This window comes from Shewanella sp. SG44-6 (assembly GCF_014164185.1).
Classification (GTDB): domain Bacteria; phylum Pseudomonadota; class Gammaproteobacteria; order Enterobacterales; family Shewanellaceae; genus Shewanella; species Shewanella vesiculosa.
The window spans coordinates 1-23,361 of the sequence record NZ_JACJER010000052.1 but is presented as its reverse complement, the minus strand read 5'-3'; the positions used below and the strand labels follow the sequence as shown (position 1 = coordinate 23,361).

The window sequence follows — 23,361 nt, the reverse complement described above, 5'->3', positions numbered from 1 at the left end:
GCCTGCGGTAAAACCCTAGAAGCGTAGCGTCCTAGCAGAACGTAGTCCGCCCTCTGGCGAGCCTGCGAGTTTCTAGAACCTCCAGTTCTTAGATACCTGAAACTGCTGCAAATGCGACCGCGGTATTATAAATAATCTGCGTGACTTGCGACCAAAGGGTTAAGTTATCTTTGTATTCAGTGTCTAGCGGTACAATCACAGTATCGCCGGCCGAAATTTGCGAGTCGGTATTAAACCAAATACTTTGTGTTGGCATCATCACTGAACCATCAGCCTTGATGACATAAACTCTATCTTCATCACCGCGCTCTCTTGGGCCACCAGACATATCTAGATAGTCGCCAAGGGTTAAACCATCTTTAAATCTGTGGGTTGAAGGATGTTGAACCTCACCCATAACGGCAACGGTTTGCTTAATGGTTGGCACGTACAATACGTCGCTATCTTCAAGTTGAACATCAGCTTCTTTAATACCTAACTTAAGCGCATTTAAGTCTATAACTAACCTGCCAACAGCTTTGATGTTTTCTAAGTCAATTAACATTAATTGTGCTTCGGAATAATTAATGCTTAAGCCATCTTTTGATACCCCACGGGTAGCGATATCTCGGCGCAGTTGATCGGCTAACTTTTTAATTTCAATCTGTTCTTGCATCCGTACTGACTCACGGACAAATACTGCCGCAGAAGGATAAGCAAACTCAGTATAGCCACCTGCTCTAGCGATGACGTCTGACAACGTCTCACCACGCCTGATGTTATAAGTACCAGGGAACTTAACTTCACCTTTAACTTCGACTACTTTTCTTTCTTGCCAGTCTGGCGTAGTCAGAATCGTCATCATATCGCGCCCTTTCAGCTCGATATTGTCTTGTTGGTTACCATTAAGCGCAGCAGAAAGGTTAACTTGTTGGTGAATAATATCGGATACAGCTGAGGTGGTATGAGTGCGTGTTAGTTCAGCTCGTTCAATATAAGCGCCTTCGAGTAGGCCGCCTGCCGCTTTAACTAAGTCGGTCACTTTTGCTGAATTTGTTAACGGGTACACACCTGGATGGCGAACTTTTCCCGCGATAGCCACAATCAAAATGCCATGTTGTGAATTTCCTTGCTGAGTTAGCTTGGTCACAATGGGATACAGCAGTTCTTTACGTGACATAACATTACTGAGTTTGATTAAATCACGATCTTCAAATAAATTAGACAGCATTTTAGCCACTTCGCTGCTAACCAGCGTTTGCTCTTCAGATGTTTGCACATTTACTGCGACACCGGCTATTTGATTGGTATATTTGCTTGCTACGGTATTGTCTAAGGTTTCAAATCCAGCTTTAAACAGATCGGCATCCAGTAGTGAGTCACTTTTCAGTGATTTAACTTTGCTGACACGCTTTTTAACTAATGAATTCAATTCAAAACGGTTTTGAGTATCGTCACTGAAGTTAAAGATGATTATTTTATCACGAGGCTGTAAAGCAATATTTTGAATAGAATTAGGTGATGTAATCGCTTCACCTGGAGCAAACTGTAGGGTTTCGATGTCACCATGTTTGTTGATTTCACGAACCACTAAACCGTAGTCGAGGTCAGCAGATAATAATAAATCGCCCCAAATTGAAGGTAATACATCGCTAATGCGTTGTTGCTTCCACTGATATTTACCCGGGCGAACCACGGCACCGACCACAGTGATAGCGTCTTCATATTGATTTGAAGCACTTTTAACCCGAATGTAATCACCAGCTTTGGCTAGCGTGTTGTTGCCTTTATCTGAGGTTAAATCAACATTAATAATCGTTTTCAAACCATTAGCATTGTAACGTTCGATACTGCTATTTTTAGGATAGGCATCTTGCTTGATACCGGCAGCCATATTGATAACATCGGCAATAGTTTCATGCTTTTTCAACTCGTAAATAGCAGGACGTTGCACTTCACCAGCGACACTGACTAACCCGCCAATAGATGGAATGAACACTACATCACCAGAACGAAGATTGATGTCTCCAGAAGCATCGCCTCGCAGCAGTAAATCGTATAAATCAAATGAGCCGACTAACTTACCGCCACGCTTAACTTGCACATTACGAAGACTACCGATTTCGTTAACTCCACCAGCAACAAATAACGCCTGAGTAATGGTTGATAAACTCGATACAGTATATGAGCCTGGTTTGTAGGCATCTCCAGCAATAAAGATGCGAATTGAACGTAATTCACCCATGGTGATATTAGATTCGATACCAATCGTTTGCTGCTTTATGCGTTTAGACAATTCTTGACGTAAATCGGCAAAGCTTAGTCCAGCAACAGATACTGGGCCTAAATCGGGAATTTGCACTGTGCCATCACGATTAATGGTTAAACTGTATTCGTTGCTTTCTTTGCCATAAAGTTGAACTTTAATCACATCGCCAGGGCCGACCATATAGTCGCTTGGTACAGGTACGTCTGTGACAGGTGCAAAGGTGGTTGGCTCGCCAGCAAACATTTCGTAGCCAAAACGTTTTAATTGGTTTTTATCACTGTCTTGATTGAAATCAAACTCACTCTTTCTAGCGCTTTGTTGCTGTTCATTTGATTGATTTTGACGAGGTTCAACAACAGTAGGGTTGCTTACGTTAACAGCGCTATTGGCACTGCCTGATAACATTGAAGGATCTATTCCATACTGACGCGCAACTCTTTCCTGTTCAGATTTAGGCAATTGTTTAAACTGCTCAATCATTTGCGGTGTTGGGGTAATAGCCTGCACTTGGGTGGTTAAAATAATAAAGGCCGATAAGCCAGCTAGTAACACGTTTTTGGTTTTATGTAGCACCAGATATCTCCAATATTATTTTTTATAAGAAGGTTGTAGGAGCTCGCAGGCTCGCTAAAGGGCTGACTGCGTCATGCGAGGATGCTGCGCTGCTAGGTTCTAGGAACTCACAGGCTCGCCAGAGAGCGTGACTTCGTCACTTCTAGGTTCTAGGTCCTAGTAGCGAAGCGGCCTATTTAAGACACGCTACCGCCCATGGATTACGGCTTCCAACATGCCCTTCGCTGTACGAATCTTTAATTTTTCTATTAGCTTTAAACTGAAACAAGCGCTAATCAAGCGCGGAATTATACTCAAAAACAGATTAGGATGCTCAAGTAAAAAATACCTAAACGTTTGTATAATGTTGCAAAAGAGTAAAAACACTATTTAAACGAACAATATTTAACCGTTTAAGGGTAAAAAAGTCTTTTTAAACATTAGTCCTAAATTTACAAATGGACAATTTCCTACAACAAAAACAGCTATTCTCTGACAAAGAGTTTGTTTAAGTAGGTTTATCGGTTGCTGATATTGCTTGTAAACTTGTCAATTCAACCAGAATTCGTTTCTGCTGCCCCATAATGTTAAATAACACATGGCAACGCTTATCAGGATTGTTCTCGTCAAATATGGCTTCAAGATCTTTAAACGGTCCGTCGATAAATTTGACCTTATCGCCTTTGTCTAACGGCTTGACCTCTTCTGGCACATAGCCTTGGACACGTCTTTTAAGTGCCGAAATAATTCTATCGTCAATGGGAGTCATGTCTTCTCGACAACCCACAATACGGTTAGCACCACGGGTATTGTGGATTTTGCTGACACTAGTGATTTGAGGATCGAAATAGATGAACAGATAGCTAGGAAACAGAGGCGCGGTAACCAGTTGCGGTTTGTTACGCACTGTTTTTTGTTGGGTGATCATTGGTAAGTAGCTTTCGACTTCTTGCAAAGCCAAATTTTGCTGAGCACGGACTTCATGGCGTGGTTTGCAATACAGTAAATACCAAGATTTCATTATGTCTCACTTTTTAGATTTGTTCATCAGTCTGAACAAGTGACATCCCATTCACGGCTTAGGATACTAGCAAATTTCCCTATCCTTTTGAATGGGTATTTAAGCCTTAATGCCTATAAATACAGCGTTTAAATCATCAGCTGATTTTATTTTCATCAAAAACACAAGTCGTTATTGAGTAACTAATTGATTTATCATTCGACGTTGAAAAAACATTTTTAACATATGACATTCGGTTAATTTTGTTTTATGTGTTCTAAAAAGTGGTAATTAACAGTAATTCACATCAAAAGATTCGCTTGAGAGTCAAAAAAGCCACTTTTGTCACTGCATCTAATGTATTAACAAAGTGATAAGTCAATCAAGACTGTAGACTGAACGATTTACCTGTGTCATCTAGGATATTAACCATTACGGCCTATAGCTTGAATCGACAGCATCATCATTGCGATGTGTAAGGATGCAACTAAGTTAGAGTCTGTTGGTCTTCCAAGCTTGTTGCTGCACATTATTGGTTTATGAAAAACATAAATGATAACACTGGGCCTTGCTGTGGCGTGATGCCACATAAAAGCCAATAAACCCCTTGAAATGGCCAACTAACGCGGCTCGAAGGATCAGCTAAAACGTTTTACTCTTTGTTGAGTGCATTTTCTCCAAGTGATAGTTGCTTAGATTGCTAGGCGGCATCCACTCACCTCGATTAACACTCGTACATCGAACAAAAATCAATCAGTGAAGGTCACTGACTCTATGCATGCTCACAGTATAATCTTGTTTTGAAGTGTAAATCGTTAACCTTATGCGCTTTATCACAATAAGTCTTTTATGCTCAAACATTGATGAACAAAGGGTTTATGCAACAAAAAAGCCTCGGTAATCGAGGCTTTTACTAGCGTTGTTTATTTAACGTCAACGTTTACTGTGTCGGCTTAGGTGGATAATCCTTCATAACAGTGTCAATAGCATGATTGATAATCTGGATCCGCTCTTCAGGGGTGTTTTGCTCTCGAACAGTATCAGCTACTGTGCCACGCCAAATAAGCTTACCTGTTTTGTTGTCGACTAAGTCGACCATTAAGGTACCAACATCGTATTCACGAACTGTGGTCTCAGTTTGCAGGCTGCCACCTAATCCCCAACGTGGACCATAATATGGGTTATAACCGAAGTGGCTATTAAAGGTGTCGATATTAATCTTTTTATCTACTTTGGTGATGTAATTGACCAGCAAGTCTGCATTTTGCTTGTCTGTTTTACTGATACCTTTTTGGCTCAATTGAGTTTCGATTGCAGCACGAACACGTTGATCCATGAGTCCATCGAGATGATAGCCCGCATCATCAACCTTCTTCTCTACCCATGAGTAGGTTTTATATTGATTAAATGATACCGACGGATCGAAGTCTGAAGATGATTTTAAGGTACTACATGCGCTCAATGCCAATACTGCAGCAGCGATAAATAGGGTTTTCATACAGGCTCCAAAAAACAAGACGTTAATTGTTATTAGCTTATAGAGAGCAAAGGCGTTGTCAAGTTAACAAGATTTCATAGTTGAAGAGCCTAGAGCGCTTCGCTGCTAGAACGCTACGCGGCTAGAGACTATGAAATCAACAGACTAGTCGCGCAGCGACAAAGCTGTCCTAGCAGGACGCAGTCCGCTCTCTGGCGAGCCTGCGAGTTCCTAGAACCTAGCACCTAGCGCCCTAGTTACTAATCCACACTGTTTGATATGGTTGCAGTTGCATGGGTTGGGTGATGTCTTCTATTTGCTGCCCGGTTAATAGGTCGACCCAGTATTCAGCAATAATAAGGTTAAGTTCATTAATGGGCAGATCAGTAATTTGGTCCGATACATTACTGATGCAGAAGATACTTTGTTTACGATTACGACTTTGACGCCAGAAACCAAATAGCTGTAACCCAAGGTGCAAGGTAAATTGAGTCGCATTAGGATGAAATGCAATTTGCTGGGTACGAATATTGATTAGATGAGTGAGCGCCGTTAACACTTGGCTGTGGTCGCTGTTAGCATCACTCAGTTGTTCTGTTAGTTGATTGAAATCCCAACGATGACGATTGATAGCCCGATTATGCGAAGTATTGGCCAGCTTTTCATAATCATTGCGAGTTCCCAATAAACTGTGAATATAAATACCTGGAATGCCTTCTAGGGCTAACATAATGCTATGCGCGCAAACAAAACGTTGCATCCCCCATGAGTCCTTGCCTTTAGTGGTGCCTTGAAGTGCATCAAATAGGGCGATGTTCATTTCATACGGTTTTTGCTGGCCATCTTCTGTGGTTCTGGATGAAATTTGGCCGCCAAACAGTTTCATTGTCTCGACCAGAGTATCAATCTCATCATCTTCAAGTAAGCCTTCCGCTGGACGTAAACCAATACCATCGTGAGAGGCAATAAAATTAAAGTATGTGGTGCCATCTTGAGCAGGCGGCATGCTCATAAGCCAACGCTTTAAATACAAACAGCTGCCAGTAATAAGGCTGTTGATCAACAAAGGTGGCAAGGAAAAGTTATATATGCAATGTGCTTCGTTAGCATTGCCAAAGTAAGTTAAGTTTTGAGTATTGGGGATATTGGTTTCGGTAATGATTATGGCATCTTGCTGCGCATGCTCTATCAAGGTCCGCAATAAACGCACAACCTCATGGGTTTGCGATAAATTAATGGATTTGTTACCGACTATTTTCCATAAAAATGCCACCGCATCGAGGCGAAAAATACTCACGCCAGCATCTAAATATTGACGAATGATGCGCACAAACTCGATTAATACTTGTGGATTTCGAAAATCAAAATCAACTTGATCATGGCTAAAGGTGCACCACACATGTTGAGTCCCGTTAGGTGTTTCTGTTGGTCTTAATAATGCTGAGGTTCTTGGCCGAACGACAGCGCTTAAGTCATCATTTGGATTGGCAGTAAAGAAGTAATCATGACCTATGCCCTCACCTTTACAGAAATTCTCAAACCATAAGCTCCGACTAGAGCAATGATTGATCACTAAATCTGACATTAACCTCCGTTTACTGGCAATAGCACTAATGTCTGCCCACGAACCTAGCCCTTCGTTGACGCTTGAATAATCAATAACTGAAAAGCCATCGTCTGAACTGTAAGGGAAAAACGGTAAAATATGCACTGCATTGATGCAACTTAGATAGCTGTCGATAAATTGCGCCAGTGTGGTGAGCGGTCGCTCGCCTTGTTGGATGACACTGTCACCATAAGTGATCATTATGATGTCTTTTTCAGACCAATGATTTGCAAAAGGCTCAGGTACTTGGCAATACTCTGTGATACGCATGATTTCGATAAGCTGAGTTGCCAATGCTGACAAGCTGATATTAATGTCGATATCATTATAAATGCAGCCCAGTTGTTGCTGCAGCTTTTGCTGTAATCCATCCATTACTGACATAAAGTGTCCTCGTTAATCGTTAATCGTTTACGTTAACTAAACTCAGCGTTGTCGGCTTCAACTGCGTCTTTAAGTTGTTCAAGTACATCGGGCATAGCACTCACCACTCGGCTCCAGGTTGGCATAAACGGAGTTTCCATTGGATTATCTAAAAAGCGATGCCCTGCTGTAACGATATTTTGGGCAAACATTTCTACCGCTTTTTCTTCTAAATGAATGTCCGTGGTCAGGCCATTCATGATGGCATCGTTATGGTAGGTTTCGACATAATCGAGTGCAATACGGTAATACGTCGCCTTGACTGTTCGAAACGATTCATTGCTGAAAGTATGCCCTTGCGTCGCCAGTTTACGGAAAAAGGCTTTGGTGATATCAATCGACATTTTAGACAAACCAGCTTCTTCATTATCCAATGATAAGTCTTGATGTTTATGATCGTAATTATCAGCAATGTCGACCTGACAAATGCGGTTATGGGAATAATTACGCTGCATTTCTGATAGCACACCAATTTCTAAGCCCCAATCGCTTGGAATACGCAGGTCATTGAGCACGTCTCGTCTAAATGAAAACTCACCCGCTAATGGATAACGAAAACTGTCCATGTATTCTAAATATTCGTTATAACCGACTACTTTTTTAAGCGCTTTAATCAACGGCGTAACTAATAGGCGTGACACTCGACCATTAATTTGACCATTCGAAATTCGCGCGTAATAGCCTTTACTAAACTCATAATGAAACTGTGGATTGGCTACAGGATAAAGTAAACGAGCCAGCAACGACTTTTCGTAAGTGACAATATCGCAATCATGCAACGCAACCGATTCCGTTTTACCTGAAGCCAAAATATAACCCATGCAGTACCATACATTACGACCTTTACCCAACTCTTTGGGGGCTAATCCTAATGCCTGTAATTTTGCATCCAGCGCTTGTAAGCGTGGGCCATCATTCCACAAAATGCGGTGATGCTGTGGTAATTCACCAAAAAAGCTTAACGCGTGTTTGTACTGCTTAAGATCGGCTCTATCTAAGCCAATGACGATTTCGGATAAATACGGCACCTGTTTTAATTTACTGACGATATCTTTAAGGGCATCACCTTCTAGCTCTGAATACAAGGATGGCAAAATGAGTCCTAACGGACGTGTTTTTGAAAACGTTATTAAATCTTGCTCCAGCTCTTCATGGCTACGTCGGGTTAAATTATGCATTGTGGTGACAATGCCATTTTGGTAAAAATCGGCCATATTACGCCCCTCCTAATGATAGTTGCTTTACAGGTGATTCAGCCGATGACGACAGCAGAGTTTGCTTAATACATTCAGCCCAACCTTTAGGGCCAAATTCACTACTTTTGATACTGGGATTTTTCGTCGCTAATGAAGGAAACTCATGAACGGGGGATTTGATTTGGATTGCCAGATCAGCGGCTTCGAGCATGGCATTGTCATTACCACTGTCACCGAGCGCAATGGTGGTCACGGGAGTGTTATATTGCTGGGAATAGACATCCGCTAACCATTGCATCGCTTTGCCTTTATCAGTATCGCCGCCAACATGAAGAAAGCGTCCACCTTGTAGGGTATGTGCACCAACACGGGTCATTAATTCAATAAAGGCTTGTTTATTGGTTTCACTGCCTTGCCAAAGTACTGGCTCGGCATAATTCCTAATCAAAGCCAACCTGGCATTATCTGGCGATAAATCGGTGATCTCACATAATGCTTCAACTGATAGAGATGAAAAACCAATAAAGTCATCGTTAAATGCTTGCGTATGTTGTTTTAACAAATCAAGCCAGTATTCTCGCGGCTGACAAAACTCTTTTACCCAATAATACCCTTGGGTAAATGTGTCTGGTGGTTGTTGGTCAAAGTAACCAATAGGAATATATATTGCCGCACCATTTTCTGAAATAAACGGTGAATTAAAACCAATGGTTTGTTGCAGCTTTTCCATTTCAGCAAAGGTTTTACTAGTATTGGCAATAATCGGAATTTTCCTTTCATTCAATGCTTCAATCACTTCAATCGCATGGCTAAAACTGTAGTCAAAATGATCAAGTAAAGTGCCATCTATGTCAGTAAAGATAAGTGGTCGTGTTGTCATATCCTGTCCTTTTCAATCATTGAACGAAACTAAGCATAGAGCGGACTGCGTCCTGCTAGATCGCTGCGCTGCGAGGTGCTAGGGCGTGACTTCGTCACTGCTAGGAACGCTACGCGGCTAAGTGCTATACAAGTAATAAATATAGCGAATGAGTCATTATCGCGCTTAATCTAATCCGACTTACTTAAGATAGATTCAGGATATGTGCCAAACGTAATAAGTTTGCACCTTAATAGCACAAATAGAGTTTAATCATTGATATAGTTGATTTTATTAATTTAAAAATGAAGATGAGGTAGAAAGGTGTATTGAACAGGATAAGAAGATATGTGCAACGATGAATAAAAATTGCACCATTTTGGGGCAAATGAAGCGATAACAAGCTATAGAGCCTAGATGCTAGAGCGCTACGCTGCTAGATCCTGTAAAATCTTAGTAGCGAAGCGACCCTAGCAGTGACGCACTCACGCCCTAGCATCGAAGCGACCCTAGCAGTGACGCAGTCACGCCCTAGTAGCGAAGCGACCCTAGCAGTGACGTAGTCACGCCCTAGCAGCGAAGCGACCCTAGCAGTGACGCAGTCACGCCCTAGTAGCGAAGCGACCCTAGAATCGAGGCATTAAGTTAGAATTGGTTTTCGAAATAACTTTCGATAATTAACACCGCTGACACGGCATCCACTTGGCCTTTGGTTAATGCTTTAAAACCACCTAATTCGAATAAGCGCGCTTTGGCATCTGCAGTGGTTAGGCGTTCATCTTGGGTGGCAATTTTGACACCAAATCGACCATTAATTCGATTAGCAAATTTTCGGGCCCGTTGAGTCATCTCTTGCTCGGTGCCGTCCATATTTAATGGCAAGCCAACAACCACAAGATCAGGTTGCCATTCTTTCAATAATTTTTCGATATCATCCCAATTAGGGATACCATCAACCGCTTTGATCGATAATAAAGGCGTGGCACTGGCAGTGATGGCTTGACCGATAGCGACACCGATACTCTTGGTGCCATAGTCGAAGCCTAGAACGGTTTGTGGTTGCATGTATATCTCTTTGTTTAATCTTTAGAGGACGCTTTAAAAGTAACAGCCTAGAGCGCTACGCTGCTAGGACGCAGTCCGCTCTAGAAGCGCAGCGACCCTAGCAGGACGAAGTCCGCCCTAGAAGCGCAGCGACCCTAGCAGGACATAGTCCGCCCTAGAAGCGCAGCGACCCTAGCAGGACGAAGTCCGCCCTAGAAGCGCAGCGAACTATTGTTAAGCATGACCTATTTGACTCGACATTTGCCAAATATCGAAACCGAGTTGTTGGGTGGCCGACTGCCACATTTGTTCAGGTTCTACGTTAAATAATAACTCGGCCGAAGCTTTGATCGTTAACCAGGTATTGTCGGCAATTTCTTGTTCCAGTTGATTTTTACTCCAACCCGCGTAACCAAGCGCAACCACAAAATTTTCTGGGGATTTGTCTGAGCCAATCGAGGCCAATATATCTCGCGAAGATGTTAGCATTGTCTCCTCACTGATTTCAGTACTATTGAGCCAATGTTTTTGCGGCGTATGCAATACAAAACCTCGCTCTGGAGCAACTGGGCCGCCAATGAGTACTTGGCTGTCGAGGGAGAATAAAAACTCAGGCGATAAATACAGCTCCATTTGCTCAAGCAGCTCTTCAATCTCCAAACCTATTGGACGGTTAACAATGATGCCCATCGCCCCCTTTTGATCATGCTCGCAAATGTAGATCACTGAGCGTTCGAAAAATGTATCATCTAACGATGGCATGGCAATTAAAAAGTGGTCTTTTAAGCTATCCATATTCTCTCCCCAATAGTGCGTTAACCTTGGGCTTGTTGGTCTTTCCTGATGATTTTTACCGCGATTTGTAGCCATGTCATACAAGGCAGAACTTGTTGATGTAGTTATACTAGATCAACAGGCGATAACGCAGTATAAAGCCGCCAAAAAGATTGCCCGAAGGGTTCGAATAAATATTGACCACAACAGACCAACGAGCCCTAGTATTATCCACCCGCCAATTTCACGGTGAAATTCAACTTCTCTAATATGGATTTTATTTGTTCGCGATTGTCGGTTTGTACCTCAATGCAGAAGTCTTTCACTGTACCACCGCAGCCACATTGTTTCTTCAGTTTTTGCGCTAACTCTTTTAGGGCTTTTTCATCTAACTCGAGCCCTTTGATCACACTAACGCCCTTACCTTTTCGGCCTTTACTGTCTTTGTGGATCCGCACGATACCATCACCGCTTGGTACTTCAACTTGCGGTTTAGGTTGTTCAATACGACCTTTATCAGTGCTATAAACTAATGCGATATTAGGATCTATTCTCATATTATTTCTTTAGCAATAAAACTTTATTTGAGTTTAACAAATCATAAAAGCAGAGGCGAGGATATAAAGCTAAAAGCCTAGGTACGCAACAGCCTAGAGCGCTGCGCTGCTAGGACGCTACGCGGCTAGATTCTATAAAATCAACAGCCTAGCCGCATAGCGGCCAAGGATCTTAGCAGCGAAGCTGTCCCTAGCAGGACGCAGTCCGCCCTAGAAGCGAAGCGCCCTAGCAGTGACGGAGTCACGCCCTATAATTATAGAAAAGGTTTAACAAGATTTGCCATCATATTGATATGATCATCATTGTCATTTAAACATTCGATGTATCTAAAGTTTTTGCCACCAGCATCTTCAAATACGTGACGGTTTTCGCCCTTAATTTCTTCTAAGGTTTCTAAACAATCAGCACTAAATGCTGGGCAGATAACCGCGATATCGGTAACACCTTTTTCAGGCAGACTACCAATGGTTACGTCTGTGTATGGTTGTAACCATTTAGCTTTACCAAAGCGAGACTGGAATGTTGCCACATACTCATCTTCAGTTAGGCCTAATTTTTCTACCACTAAGCGAGTTGTCTTCATACAAAAACAATAATAAGGATCGCCTAAATGCAAATTGCGTTCAGGCATACCATGATAAGACATCACCAGTTTTTGTGGTTTTCCGTGTTGTTCGAAATCTTTTTCAATCGAGGCAGCAAGCGCATCGATAAGATCAGGGTTGTCATGGTAGGTGTTAATAAAGTGCAGTGCGGGGATATAACGCCATTTCATTAATTCTTTGGCTAAAGCATCAAATGCCGAACCCGTTGTTGGAGCCGCGTACTGTGGGTATAAAGGCAAAACCACTAAATTATCTACACCTTGCTTGTGCATTGCTTGCAGGGTACTGGCCGTTGATGGAGAACCATAACGCATAGCCAAATGGACGCTCACATCATGCCCTTGCGCGTGTAAATGATTGGCTAGTTTGGCTTGCTGACGTTGGCTAATGTCGAGTAGAGGCGAACCGGCTTCGGTCCACACTTGTTTGTATAAGGCTGCCGATTTAGCTGGACGAATACGTAAAATAATCCCATGAAGAATAATCATCCATATCAGTTTTGGAATTTCGACTACTCGAGGATCCGCCAAAAACTCAGCTAAATAGATGCGAACAGCTGATGCGGTTGGTGCATCTGGTGTACCTAGATTTAATAATAATACACCGGTTTTGCCACGCGCTTTGTGACCGGTTTCTTTATCTAGCCCTGAAAATCTAGCCAAAGTATCTTCTCCGTTATTAGTATGGATTTATAAATACATCACAGTATGAGTAACTTGTGAGATGAAATTATAATTATATCGCTTTCGATTAACACAAAAAGAGCGCTAGTTATCGATTTGATGATCAAATCGATCGGCGCTCTAAAACGTCTATTTCAATTAAACTATTATCTCGATTAAATAGCTATATTAGTTAACGCTATCCTAAGTTAACTAATTATCCTAGCTAACTCATTTGGATAAGCTGACCACTTATAGAACGGACTCAATCGCTTTTATCAATTCATCGCTATCGGGTTTAACACGAGAGCTGAATTCTTTTACCGTTTTGCCATCACCTGAAACAACATATTTATAGAAGTTCCACTTTGGCTGGCCACTTTTATCACCTAAATATTTAAACACTGAGTTGGCTTCACTGCCTCTCACGGGTGATGTTGATACCATGGTAAACGTGACACCGTAGTTGATGAAACATACATCTGCGGTTTTAGCTTCGTCTTTTTCTTCTTGGAAAAAATCATCTGATGGAAAACCAATGACCACTAGACCTTTGTCTGCATATTGCTTGTGCAAGGCTTCAAGTGCTTCAAATTGAGGTGTAAAGCCACAATGGGAGGCGGTATTAACAATTAATACTGCTTTACCTTGGGTGAGTTCACATAAATTGACGTTTTCTTCGGAGTGTAATTTGCGGGCTTCAACATTGAGATAATCAGGACAACTTGCAGCAAAAGCCCCTGCACTAAGGGTAAACAAGCCTGCTGCGGCAATAAATTTAATCATGTTAAGTGTCCTTTTCTCAAAGTTAATAGGCACCGCTAAATGAATTTATCGGTGCCTAATGAAGTATCAATGCATTATACGCGATACTTTTTTATTGAGATCAAAACCTTTTAGAAATAGAAACCAATATTGATGTTTAAGCGAGAATGCCATGATGTATCACCATTATTGATACCAACGCCTGGACCATCAACAAACCACATATTTTTACCGGCAATCCAATCTACATAAGAATAAAACTTACCTGCCGTGATGGCAACACCAGTCACATTCTGGATAGAATCATCAAGCCCTTGACCCGATGCCATTACCTGACTGTAATCGTTGTAAAAATTTACATTAGAGATTGGACCCCAATCAACGTCAATCGATTTAGCAATGTTAACGGTAGCGACATCGGCTTCAGCAGCAATTTCAAATGGATATTGAAATGCACTCAGCGCAATACGTTCACTGTTGTCGATATCATAGTCATAATGAATATACTGTAATTGTAATTGCCATTGTTTCCAGTCAAGTTGCCAATGCGCTGCAGCGGCAAGACCATTGGTGTCTTCACCTACTACGGTAGCGGCATCAGCCATAAAATCTAATTGGCTGTATTGTAATGAACCACCTAACTTATGAGTCACTTCACCAGAGGTAAATTCTCGTTCAACTCGGGCGTTGATTTGTCCAGCCTCTTCATATGGTGAATCGGCTGTTGTGGCCGCATCAAATGAGTAACGATCATAATTAGAACCGTCGCCAATTTCGTCATTAGCAAAATACGCTAAGTCATAACGCCAACCATCTTGTTCATTTTTGTAATGGATACCGGCATCATAATCATCTTCAAAACCAAGATAATAGGTTGCGCCGAACCAAAATGAATGGGCGGCATAAGGTAATAAGCCGAATGGCACTTGGGTTACACCCACTTGCACTGATTGGGCTTCATCAAATTGATAACCCATGTATGCATGATGCACTACGTCCATATTTTCATACCAACGATACTGAGCAGAGGCGAATAAGCCATCTTTACTCTTGTAGTTAACATCTGCACGGAACAGTTCAAACTCAAGTTTGGAGTTATTGTCGTAATCTTTCCAACCGTAGTTCACGCGCACTGCACCGCCGATATCGACTTCATCTGTGACTGGTACTGCTGAGGCCGCGAATGGAAACAAGATTAGCGAAGATAAGACGGTGACTTTTTGCCATAACTGCATGAAACATCCTTGAAAAACAATTTTATATAACGTGAAAAAATGTGTAACAGACAACGTAAAAATACGAATAAGGTTACTGAAAAAAAGATTTTTAATGTATTTTTGTTATCGCAACTTTCACAACAATAGTCATGATAACCACAGTAATGATAACAATAATGGTGACCATGGTAACAAAAAAGGCCGTAAGATGTGACTTACGGCCTTTAATAATAAACAGCTTGATGAATTATCAGCTTATTGACTGACTAAGATAATCACTAATCCATGTCTAGAGTAATGCCTTCCATTGTCCCTGACGACGCGGCTTCATTATTTTGTAATTTAATCATTAAGCGTAAATCATTAGGTGAATCGGCATGATGTAATGCGTCGGCATAACTGATTTCGCCTTCTACATACAAATCGAGCAAGGCTTGGTCGAATGTTTGCATGCCTTGTTCGCGTGACTTACCCATAGTTTCTTTAAGTAAATGTAACTCGTTTTTGGCGATCAAGCTGGCCACTCGAGGAGTATTGATTAACACTTCAATGGCTGCACGACGCCCGGTTCCATCTGATTTAGGGATAAGCTGCTGCGCGACAATACCGCGTAAATTTAATGACAAATCAAATAGTAGTTGGTTGTGCTTACTTTCTGGTACTAAATGCATAATACGATCAAGTGCTTGGTTAGCATTGTTGGCATGCAAAGTCGCCATACATAAGTGGCCCGTTTCAGCAAATGACAACGCAAACTCCATGGTTTCTTGAGTACGAATTTCACCAATTAAAATCACATCAGGTGCTTGACGCAATGAGCTTTTAAGCGCGGCATCGAATGATTCGGTATCAATGCCCACTTCACGTTGCGTAATAATGCTTTTACGGTGGTTATGGACAAACTCAACAGGATCTTCAATGGTCAGAATATGTCCGCGAGCATGTGCATTGCGGTAGCCCACCAGCGCAGCTAACGATGTCGATTTACCAGTACCAGTACCACCTACCATGATGATAAGACCACGCTTACTCATCACCAAATCTTTTAAAATCGCCGGCAGTTTTAAGTCGTCAACTTCAGGAATTTGGGTTTCGATACGGCGCATAACACAACCGGCTGATTCGCGTTGCCAGAAGGCGCTGACACGAAAACGGCCTAAATCTTTTGCCGCAAAAGCAAAGTTACACTCGCTAGTATCGTGAAACTCTTTCTTTTGTACATCACTCATTAAAGATTCAACAAACACCAGCGACTGCTCTGGGGTTAATTTATCTTCGGATAACTGACGTAACTCACCATCAATTTTGGCGCTGGGTGGAAAACCGGCAGTGATGAATAAATCAGACGCTTTTTTTTCCACCATCAAATTTAAAAATGGACGAACATCCATGATCACAGCTCCTTAGAAATTAGCTTGTTTATTCGAGCTTTTCTGCATTGCATCTTCACGAGTAATTAGACCTCTATTGACCAAGTTTTGCAGACATTGATCAAGGGTTTGCATGCCATGAGACATACCCGTTTGAATAGCGGAGTACATTTGCGCCACTTTGTCTTCACGAATGAGGTTTCGAATTGCTGGAGTACCCATCATAATTTCGTGAGCAGCAACTCGGCCACCGCCAATCTTCTTGATTAATGTTTGCGAAATAACCGCCTGAAGCGATTCAGACAACATGGTGCGCACCATACTTTTTTCACCTTCCGGAAACACGTCGACCACACGGTCAATGGTTTTGGCGGCTGAGGTGGTATGCAAAGTACCAAACACTAAGTGACCGGTTTCGGCTGCTGTCATAGCTAAGCGGATCGTTTCAAGGTCGCGCATCTCGCCCACAAGAATCACATCGGGATCTTCACGTAATGCACTTCTTAATGCGGCATTAAAGCTATGGGTATGTTTATGAACTTCACGCTGGTTGATTAAGCATTGCTTATTTTGATGGACGAATTCTATTGGGTCTTCGATGGTTAAGATATGGTCATGGCGATTTTCATTAACGTAATCGACCATCGCAGCAAGTGTCGTTGATTTACCCGAACCGGTAGGCCCTGTAACTAATACTAATCCACGTGGGTAACTGGCAATTTTTTTAAATATTTCTGGTGCGCCAAGTTGCTCAAGCGATAAAATTTCAGAGGGAATGGTACGAAATACTGCGCCAGCGCCACGGGACTGATTAAATGCGTTAACACGAAAACGCGCTAAATTAGGCACTTCAAATGAAAAATCGATTTCTAGATGTTCTTCATAGTCTTTACGTTGTTTATCATTCATGATGTCATAGACAAGACTATGGACGCCTTGATGATCTAACGCAGGTAAATTGATTTTCCTTACCTCACCGTCAACGCGGATCATAGGAGATACGCCTGCTGAAAGATGTAGATCTGATGCTTTGTGTTTTACACTAAAGGCGAGTAATTCAGTGATTTCCATTGTAGAGACATCCATTTAACCAACATTATGACAACAATAGCAGACAGAATATCAATCGCCCAGAGTAGAATTAATCAAGCGGCGCAAAATTGTTCACGATCATCAGCTGAAATAAGCCTGCTGGCGGTGAGTAAAACCAAACCTATCAGTGACATCATTGCCGCTTATCAAGCTGGACAGCGTCTATTTGGTGAAAACTATGTTCAAGAAGGCGAAACTAAAATTACCGCCTTACAGGCAGATTACCCAGATATAGAATGGCATTTTATCGGCCCATTGCAATCAAACAAAAGCAAAATTGTTGCCGAGCATTTTGATTGGATGCACACCTTAAGTCGCGATAAAATTGCCCAGCGTTTACATGAACAACGCCCGAGTAACAAACCGCCATTAAACGTGTGTATTCAAGTTAATATTAGCCAAGAAGAGTCTAAATCGGGCGTCAACGCAGAAGACGTTGCCACGTTAGCGCTTACTATCAACTCTTTATCTCAGCTGACATTACGTGGATTAATGGCGATTCCTACCGCCACTAATGACGAGCAGATCCAACAACAAGAATTTGCCCAGTTAAAGCAACTCTTTGATCAACTCAAACAACAGTATCCTAGCGTTGATACCCTTTCCATGGGCATGAGCAACGACATGGACATCGCCATCGCGAATGGTTCGACCATGGTACGTATTGGTAGTGCGATCTTTGGCGAAAGATAAAGCTGATAGCCTAGAGCAAAGCGCCCTTAGAACCTAGCAGCGTAGCGCCTAGCTGGACGTAGTCCGCCCTAGCAGCGTAGCGCCTAGCTGGACGTAGTCCGCCCTAGAAGCGAAGTGCTCTATCCGCGCAGCGGCCTAGCAGGACGCAGTCCGCCCTAGAAGCGTAGCGCCCCTAGAATCCAGAAGCGTGGCGTCCTAGGACTGAATTAGGTAACATACACACGAACTGGACATAAATTCACTCATTTATTGGATACAGACTCAATGACTCAAGCAAAAGTATGTTTTATCGGTGCGGGCAATATGACTCGCAGCATTATTAGTGGCTTAGTTAAACATGGCTATCCTAGTGACCTTATTCATGCAACCAATCCAAGTAAAGGTAAATTGGATGCTTTGCAGCAAGATTTTTCGATTCATGTTTCTCATGATAATAATGCAACAGCACAAGCTGCTGATGTCATTGTACTCAGCGTAAAGCCGCAGTTAATGGCCACCGTTTGCGAAGACCTCAGCTCACTGGATTTAACCAATAAGTTAATCATTACTATCGCAGCTGGTATTCCTGCATCACGTTATGCTGTTTATTTTAAACAGCCAATAAAACTTATCCGCACCATGCCTAATACTCCGACACAAATTGGTTACGGTATGACGGGTATTTATGCCGATGACAGTATTTCTGCCGAGCACAAAGCGATTTGCGAAACCTTGATGCAAAGTGGCGGCAAAGTGACCTGGGTTGATAATGAAGCTGAATTGGATCAAGTTATCGCGCTCGCGGGCAGTTCTCCTGCGTATTTCTTCTTGTTTATTGAGTCAATGATCGCTTCTGGAGTCAACATGGGCATGGCAGAAGACAAAGCAAGATTATTGGCAGAACAAGCAGCCTTAGGCGCCGCGCAGATGGTGATTCAAAACCAGCAATTATCGGTGACAGAATTACGTCAAAATGTGATGTCAAAAGGCGGCACTACAGCCAGAGCCGTTGAAACTTTTCAGCAAGGCGGTTTAGTGGAATTAGTCGATAAAGCAATGACAAACTGTGTTGCCCGCGCCCAAGAAATGGCTAAAACATTTTAACGCGATAAGATGAACTAATATTTAACTTAAAGTTAACCTCTTTGGTGTAAAATAGCTTAGGTAAAACTAAGCTTTAATAGCGCAGATCTGAGCGGTGAGTGATTATATTTGCAGCTTAGTACTGTATTACTAAACATAAGCTCAGTTAATTGAAGCATTGATCCTAGCATGTGTTAAATACTAGATAGCATAAACATAAGCACTAAATTACATAAACGTAAGGCAATATCCATGAATGCAATGAGTTTTTTAGTCAACACCCTGTTTGACTTATACCTAATGATCGTCATTCTTCGTTTTTGGCTACAACTTGCAAGAGCGGATTTTTACAATCCATTTAGCCAATTTGTGGTTAAGGCGACACAACCGATTATCGCCCCAATGCGCCGACTATTGCCTTCGATAGGACGCATTGATACTTCATCGATGTTACTGGCCTTTATCGTCGTAATGGTAAAAATGTTAGTACTTACTTTCATGGCAGGCGCTGCGGTAGATATTCTTACCTTGGTATTGTTCTCAGTGATTTCTGTGGTAAAACAAGCCGGCGTATTACTTTTTTGGATGCTACTTGTTCGAGCGGTGTTGAGTTGGTTTAATCAAGGTTACAATCCAATTGTGATGGTAATGACTCAGTTAACAGAACCAATTTTAGCCCCAGTGCGCAAAGTACTGCCTGCAATTGGCGGCTTAGATTTATCTGTACTGGTAGTATTTATTGCCATGAACTTCATTAATATGTTGTGTGCACAGTACATCCCTTTTTGGGCGATTATTTAGTTGTTGGACATCACTAAATAATGACGGCTATAAGCTATTCCAACGATGAGCAGCAAGGTGACTTGCTGCTTTTTGTTTATCTACAACCCAAAGCAAGCCGCGATCAAATTATCGGCTTACACGGTAACGAATTAAAAATAGCCATAACTGCACCTCCAATTGACGGTAAAGCCAATGCTCATTTATCTAAGTATCTTGCAAAAGCCTGTAAAGTGGCAAAAAGTCAGGTGCATATCCTCAAAGGTGAACATAGTCGTCATAAGCAAATACAAATATGCCAGCCGCAAGTTATTCCAGCAGAAATAGCCGCACTTTTAAAGCTCACTCATCTATAATAACCCTATTGCTCAGCTCGCTAAGGACAAGATCATGTTTCAATCATTGCGTTTATCTCGCTCACTTTTACCGATATTATTATTGTCATTGATGGCAATGACGAGTACAGCTCAGGCAGAACAAAAACAGCAAGTCGGTAATTTCGATATTCACTACATGGCGCTCAATAGCACCTTTATTACACCAGAAATAGCCAAAACCTATGGTATTGAACGCAGTAGTTATAATGGTCTAGTTAATATTACCGTTCTCAATACCAGCCAAGATGGACACCCAGCAGTGCCAGTTGAAATATCGGGTATCGCCAATAATCTACTTGATGCACGCATAACGCTTGATTTTAAAGAAATCCGTGAAGGAAACTCAATCTATTACATAGCAGAAGTGCCTTATCGTGACGATCAAGAAGTTAATTTTACGATTGCCATTAAGTACGGCAAACAACTAAACACCTCATTGAAGTTTAAACAAAAGTTTTATGTCGATTAAGGCCTAAAATCTCGATAGCAAGCGATAAAAAGCATAGAGCGCTTCGCGGCTAGAGGCTATAAAATCAACAGCCTAGTCGCCCAGCAACTCAATCTTAGCAGCGAAGCTGTGCTTAGCTGTGACCGAGTTACGACCTCGCAGGACGCAGTCCGCCCTCTGGCGAGCCCGAGAGTTCCTAGCGCCGTAGCGCATCGCGGCTTTGTTAGCGTATAATAACGACAAATTTTTCTTCATTTCAAAAGCAAACCTATGCAGACTCCAATCAAACAACAAATTGTTCTTGCCAGTGGCAACAAAGGCAAACTTGCCGAATTTGATCAAATGCTTGCGGCATTTAACATTGAAGTACTACCGCAGAACCAATTTAATGTTTCTGAGGTGGCTGAAACAGGCACAACGTTTGTTGAGAACGCCATTATTAAAGCGCGTCATGCGGCTGAAATTACCGGTAAAGCCGCTATTGCAGATGATTCAGGCATTGAAGTTGATGCACTACAAGGTCAACCAGGCATATATTCCGCGCGTTATTCGGGTGAAGGGGCAACTGAAACCAGCAATTACCTTAAATTACTTGATGCACTCCAGGGTGAAACGCTTCGCAGCGCTCGGTTTCAATGTGTGCTGGTATACATGCGCCATGCAAAAGATCCGACCCCCATTATTTGCCAAGCATCATGGGAAGGCACCATTAACCATGCCCCGCAAGGTGAACAAGGCCATGGATATGACCCCGTTTTTATTCCTCAAGGCTTTGACTGCTCTGCAGCTGAACTCACTGGCGATCAGAAAAATGCTCACAGTCATCGAGGTAAAGCACTGAAACTGTTAGTGAGTGCCATGCAAGCCCAAGGCATAATCTTATCGACTAACACATCGAACAGTTCGTCGAGCAATACAATAACAATGGATGAGCAATCATAAATGACATTGCAATTACCGCCACTGAGTTTATATATTCATATACCTTGGTGCGTACAAAAGTGCCCTTATTGTGATTTTAACTCCCATGGCCAAAATGGTGAGTTGCCACAGCAGCAATATGTTGATGCGTTATTAGACGACTTAACACAAGACTTGGCTTATGTTCAAGGTCGAAAAATCCATACTATTTTTATCGGTGGTGGCACACCATCGTTATTTGATGCTAGCCAAATTCAACGCATACTTGATGGTGCACAAGCATTAATCCCTTTTGAAGATGACATTGAAATCACTATGGAAGCTAATCCTGGCACATTAGAGCATGATGACTTTAGTGCTTATCGTGCAGCGGGTGTGACGCGGCTTTCCATTGGGGTGCAAAGCTTCTCTAAAGAAAAACTTAACTTGCTTGGTCGGATCCATAATGAAGATGAAGCTAAAGTAGCGGCACAAAAAGCTAAGCAAGCAGATTATTTGAGTTTTAATCTCGACTTAATGCATGGTTTACCGAATCAAAGCTTTGATGAAGCCATGCATGATATCGATACCGCCACGGCATTAGCTCCGCCACATCTTTCGTGGTATCAACTTACCATTGAACCTAATACCTTATTTCATTCAAAGCCGCCTCAATTACCGGACGATGAGAACCTGTGGCAAATTTATGAACAAGGCCAACAGCGCTTAGCGGCATTAGGTTATGAGCAGTACGAAATATCGGCCTATGCAAAGCCTGGTTACCAATGCCGTCATAACCTTAACTATTGGCAATTTGGCGACTACCTTGGTATTGGCTGTGGAGCTCACGGCAAAATCACCTTGCCCGAATCAAATCAGATTGTGCGTACCGTTAAAATAAAGCATCCAAAAGGTTATCTTGCTGCGGATAAATATACCTTTGAAACCACAGATGTCGTCGAAGAGGACCGCCCATTAGAGTATTTAATGAATCGCCTTAGATTGATGATCCCAATTCCTAAAGCTGAGTTTGAACAGCGTACCGGGCAAGCGGCAGAAGTGGTACAGCAAGGCATGCAAAAATCCATTGAACGAGGCTTACTAACCGAAACCGCAACACACTGGCAGCTGACGCCTAAAGGGCATATGTTTGTAAATGATTTACTGTCTCAATTTATTTAACTGCACAATATAACTCGCGGTTTACTTTAATAAACAGTTAACTGCGAGTTAATCTTTATCCATTAATGTATAAATCTTCGACCGCAAATACACATCCTCTAACATTTCTATTCACACTTTTAGGCAAAGCTTTATTAGGATGTGCTCCTACATTTAGGTACTTTGGGAAGATATCCATGTCTATAAAAACAAAAACAACTCTGGTTGCTGTTGCTTTATCAAGCTTATTAAGTACATCGGCCCTTGCACAATTACAAAATGCGCCGCTGTCTAGCCCACAAGAAAGTACAGCTGTAGCCACCCAACATAGTGAATCTGAAAAAGCCAATGCATTGTTTGAAGCCATTTTTATGGAAAACGTCATGGCAAATCCGATTAATCAAACTTACCTTGGTATCAAACAAGATTACGGTAAATGGAATGACCTATCAGATGCTGCTGCCGATGCCGACATCGCTCGCAACAAAGAGC

Annotated in this window: 21 protein-coding genes and 1 pseudogene; 8 read left to right on the top strand and 14 right to left on the bottom strand. The window is 42.1% G+C overall.

What is annotated here, in order from left to right; all coding sequences use genetic code 11:
- Positions 1–88 precede the first annotated feature (88 nt).
- From H5185_RS11130 to H5185_RS11065, 14 genes are all read right to left on the bottom strand, one after another.
- Complete coding sequence (locus H5185_RS11130) at positions 89–2,821, bottom strand: SLBB domain-containing protein (RefSeq protein WP_182742100.1); 2,733 nt, start codon at positions 2,819–2,821, stop codon at positions 89–91.
- Positions 2,822–3,308: 487 nt separating this feature from the next.
- A complete protein-coding gene (gene rfaH, locus H5185_RS11125) occupies positions 3,309–3,821 on the bottom strand; it encodes a transcription/translation regulatory transformer protein RfaH (protein ID WP_124017195.1) in 513 nt (170 codons plus the stop codon).
- A gap of 919 nt (positions 3,822–4,740) precedes the next feature.
- The gene (locus H5185_RS11120; protein ID WP_124017194.1) at positions 4,741–5,298 is read right to left on the bottom strand and encodes a DUF4136 domain-containing protein; all 558 of its coding nucleotides are present in this window, start codon (positions 5,296–5,298) and stop codon (positions 4,741–4,743) included.
- A 232-nt stretch (positions 5,299–5,530) separates the two neighbouring features.
- Positions 5,531–7,267, bottom strand: a complete 1,737-nt coding sequence (locus H5185_RS11115) for a sugar phosphorylase (RefSeq protein WP_182742099.1) — start codon at positions 7,265–7,267, stop codon at positions 5,531–5,533.
- 32 nt (positions 7,268–7,299) lie between these two features.
- On the bottom strand, positions 7,300–8,520 hold the full coding sequence (locus H5185_RS11110) for a glycosyl transferase (RefSeq protein WP_124017192.1): 1,221 nt from the start codon (positions 8,518–8,520) through the stop codon (positions 7,300–7,302).
- A gap of 1 nt (position 8,521) precedes the next feature.
- Entirely contained in the window at positions 8,522–9,382 is an 861-nt protein-coding gene (locus H5185_RS11105; protein WP_182742098.1) for an HAD-IIB family hydrolase, read from the bottom strand.
- Between the two features lie 624 nt (positions 9,383–10,006).
- Entirely contained in the window at positions 10,007–10,426 is a 420-nt protein-coding gene (gene ruvX, locus H5185_RS11100; RefSeq protein ID WP_182742097.1) for a Holliday junction resolvase RuvX, read from the bottom strand.
- 213 nt (positions 10,427–10,639) lie between these two features.
- The gene (locus H5185_RS11095; protein ID WP_124017190.1) at positions 10,640–11,200 is read right to left on the bottom strand and encodes a YqgE/AlgH family protein; all 561 of its coding nucleotides are present in this window, start codon (positions 11,198–11,200) and stop codon (positions 10,640–10,642) included.
- 206 nt (positions 11,201–11,406) lie between these two features.
- Complete coding sequence (yciH, locus tag H5185_RS11090; protein ID WP_124017189.1) at positions 11,407–11,736, bottom strand: stress response translation initiation inhibitor YciH; 330 nt, start codon at positions 11,734–11,736, stop codon at positions 11,407–11,409.
- A gap of 254 nt (positions 11,737–11,990) precedes the next feature.
- On the bottom strand, positions 11,991–13,004 hold the full coding sequence (hemH, locus tag H5185_RS11085) for a ferrochelatase (protein ID WP_124017188.1): 1,014 nt from the start codon (positions 13,002–13,004) through the stop codon (positions 11,991–11,993).
- A 252-nt stretch (positions 13,005–13,256) separates the two neighbouring features.
- A complete protein-coding gene (locus H5185_RS11080; RefSeq protein WP_182698372.1) occupies positions 13,257–13,790 on the bottom strand; it encodes a glutathione peroxidase in 534 nt (177 codons plus the stop codon).
- 110 nt (positions 13,791–13,900) lie between these two features.
- The gene (locus H5185_RS11075; RefSeq protein WP_182698371.1) at positions 13,901–15,004 is read right to left on the bottom strand and encodes a hypothetical protein; all 1,104 of its coding nucleotides are present in this window, start codon (positions 15,002–15,004) and stop codon (positions 13,901–13,903) included.
- Positions 15,005–15,264: 260 nt separating this feature from the next.
- Positions 15,265–16,377, bottom strand: a complete 1,113-nt coding sequence (locus H5185_RS11070; RefSeq protein WP_124017185.1) for a PilT/PilU family type 4a pilus ATPase — start codon at positions 16,375–16,377, stop codon at positions 15,265–15,267.
- 12 nt (positions 16,378–16,389) lie between these two features.
- Complete coding sequence (locus H5185_RS11065; protein WP_011638307.1) at positions 16,390–17,427, bottom strand: type IV pilus twitching motility protein PilT; 1,038 nt, start codon at positions 17,425–17,427, stop codon at positions 16,390–16,392.
- Positions 17,428–17,454: 27 nt separating this feature from the next.
- Here H5185_RS11065 and H5185_RS11060 point away from each other — a divergent pair, with 27 nt between their 5' ends.
- The 8 genes and pseudogenes from H5185_RS11060 to H5185_RS11025 all read left to right on the top strand — a co-directional run.
- Positions 17,455–18,141: a YggS family pyridoxal phosphate-dependent enzyme gene (locus H5185_RS11060; RefSeq protein WP_182742096.1), complete on the top strand. Its 687-nt coding sequence runs from the start codon at positions 17,455–17,457 to the stop codon at positions 18,139–18,141.
- 264 nt (positions 18,142–18,405) lie between these two features.
- Positions 18,406–19,224, top strand: a complete 819-nt coding sequence (proC, locus tag H5185_RS11055; RefSeq protein WP_182698369.1) for a pyrroline-5-carboxylate reductase — start codon at positions 18,406–18,408, stop codon at positions 19,222–19,224.
- Between the two features lie 231 nt (positions 19,225–19,455).
- Positions 19,456–20,004 carry a YggT family protein gene (locus H5185_RS11050; protein WP_124017182.1) on the top strand — a complete coding sequence of 183 codons (549 nt, stop codon included), beginning with the start codon at positions 19,456–19,458 and terminating at the stop codon, positions 20,002–20,004.
- Between the two features lie 20 nt (positions 20,005–20,024).
- Entirely contained in the window at positions 20,025–20,339 is a 315-nt protein-coding gene (gene yggU, locus H5185_RS11045) for a DUF167 family protein YggU (RefSeq protein WP_124017181.1), read from the top strand.
- A gap of 91 nt (positions 20,340–20,430) precedes the next feature.
- Positions 20,431–20,829, top strand: a complete 399-nt coding sequence (locus H5185_RS11040) for a DUF4426 domain-containing protein (protein WP_124017223.1) — start codon at positions 20,431–20,433, stop codon at positions 20,827–20,829.
- Positions 20,830–21,078: 249 nt separating this feature from the next.
- The gene (gene rdgB, locus H5185_RS11035) at positions 21,079–21,750 is read left to right on the top strand and encodes an RdgB/HAM1 family non-canonical purine NTP pyrophosphatase (RefSeq protein WP_124017180.1); all 672 of its coding nucleotides are present in this window, start codon (positions 21,079–21,081) and stop codon (positions 21,748–21,750) included.
- The gene (gene hemW, locus H5185_RS11030; protein ID WP_182742095.1) at positions 21,751–22,890 is read left to right on the top strand and encodes a radical SAM family heme chaperone HemW; all 1,140 of its coding nucleotides are present in this window, start codon (positions 21,751–21,753) and stop codon (positions 22,888–22,890) included.
- Between the two features lie 176 nt (positions 22,891–23,066).
- A pseudogene (locus tag H5185_RS11025) lies at positions 23,067–23,361 on the top strand (DUF885 domain-containing protein); the annotation flags it as partial.

Excerpts from the sequence above, each read along its gene's own strand:
- rdgB (WP_124017180.1), top strand. The coding sequence starts at position 21,079 with ATGCAGACTCCAATCAAACAACAAATTGTTCTTGCCAGTGGCAACAAA.
- H5185_RS11070 (WP_124017185.1), bottom strand. The coding sequence starts at position 16,377 with ATGGATGTTCGTCCATTTTTAAATTTGATGGTGGAAAAAAAAGCGTCT.
- H5185_RS11120 (WP_124017194.1), bottom strand. The coding sequence starts at position 5,298 with ATGAAAACCCTATTTATCGCTGCTGCAGTATTGGCATTGAGCGCATGT.
- H5185_RS11065 (WP_011638307.1), bottom strand. The coding sequence starts at position 17,427 with ATGGAAATCACTGAATTACTCGCCTTTAGTGTAAAACACAAAGCATCA.
- H5185_RS11095 (WP_124017190.1), bottom strand. The coding sequence starts at position 11,200 with ATGGATAGCTTAAAAGACCACTTTTTAATTGCCATGCCATCGTTAGAT.
- yggU (WP_124017181.1), top strand. The coding sequence starts at position 20,025 with ATGACGGCTATAAGCTATTCCAACGATGAGCAGCAAGGTGACTTGCTG.
- H5185_RS11105 (WP_182742098.1), bottom strand. The coding sequence starts at position 9,382 with ATGACAACACGACCACTTATCTTTACTGACATAGATGGCACTTTACTT.
- H5185_RS11050 (WP_124017182.1), top strand. The coding sequence starts at position 19,456 with ATGAATGCAATGAGTTTTTTAGTCAACACCCTGTTTGACTTATACCTA.
- H5185_RS11080 (WP_182698372.1), bottom strand. The coding sequence starts at position 13,790 with ATGATTAAATTTATTGCCGCAGCAGGCTTGTTTACCCTTAGTGCAGGG.
- ruvX (WP_182742097.1), bottom strand. The coding sequence starts at position 10,426 with ATGCAACCACAAACCGTTCTAGGCTTCGACTATGGCACCAAGAGTATC.
- H5185_RS11060 (WP_182742096.1), top strand. The coding sequence starts at position 17,455 with ATGACAACAATAGCAGACAGAATATCAATCGCCCAGAGTAGAATTAAT.
- hemW (WP_182742095.1), top strand. The coding sequence starts at position 21,751 with ATGACATTGCAATTACCGCCACTGAGTTTATATATTCATATACCTTGG.
- proC (WP_182698369.1), top strand. The coding sequence starts at position 18,406 with ATGACTCAAGCAAAAGTATGTTTTATCGGTGCGGGCAATATGACTCGC.
- yciH (WP_124017189.1), bottom strand. The coding sequence starts at position 11,736 with ATGAGAATAGATCCTAATATCGCATTAGTTTATAGCACTGATAAAGGT.
- H5185_RS11110 (WP_124017192.1), bottom strand. The coding sequence starts at position 8,520 with ATGGCCGATTTTTACCAAAATGGCATTGTCACCACAATGCATAATTTA.
- rfaH (WP_124017195.1), bottom strand. The coding sequence starts at position 3,821 with ATGAAATCTTGGTATTTACTGTATTGCAAACCACGCCATGAAGTCCGT.
- H5185_RS11040 (WP_124017223.1), top strand. The coding sequence starts at position 20,431 with ATGGCAATGACGAGTACAGCTCAGGCAGAACAAAAACAGCAAGTCGGT.
- H5185_RS11075 (WP_182698371.1), bottom strand. The coding sequence starts at position 15,004 with ATGCAGTTATGGCAAAAAGTCACCGTCTTATCTTCGCTAATCTTGTTT.
- H5185_RS11115 (WP_182742099.1), bottom strand. The coding sequence starts at position 7,267 with ATGTCAGTAATGGATGGATTACAGCAAAAGCTGCAGCAACAACTGGGC.